Here is a 308-nt window from a genome sequence, read left to right as displayed (position 1 = left end):
ATAGACGGTAGATCGTCGGTACAAATATATACAGTTATACAGTAAATGGAATCGTATGGCACCCGACAACTCCCAAGGCACCACGACAATCTCGGTACGAGTGCCAACAAACCATGCAGAGGCATTGTTTCAAATCGCACAAGAGAGAAGCTCTCGCGTCGATCGGACGACTCAGTCCGACGTTGTGAGAGAGTACATTCAAGACGGCTTAACCAGGGATGCGCAATCTGGAGAGGTTCCACAGGAGGTCCTTGATCTTCTCGATGTGGACCTTGAGGCAAACGCTGGCGGCGACGAGAAGTCGACAG

At 51.0% G+C, this 308-nt stretch carries 1 protein-coding gene; it reads left to right on the top strand.

The features are described 5' to 3' along the window. Positions 1-55: 55 nt before the first annotated feature. The coding region (locus SM755_RS23395; RefSeq protein ID WP_323174801.1) for a hypothetical protein at positions 56-308 on the top strand (253 nt) is incomplete at its 3' end.

The organism is Natrialba sp. PRR66 (assembly GCF_034808065.1).
GTDB lineage: Archaea > Halobacteriota > Halobacteria > Halobacteriales > Natrialbaceae > Natrialba > Natrialba aegyptia.
The sequence above is the reverse complement of the archived record's forward strand: the minus strand, read 5'-3'. Positions and strand labels throughout refer to the sequence as shown.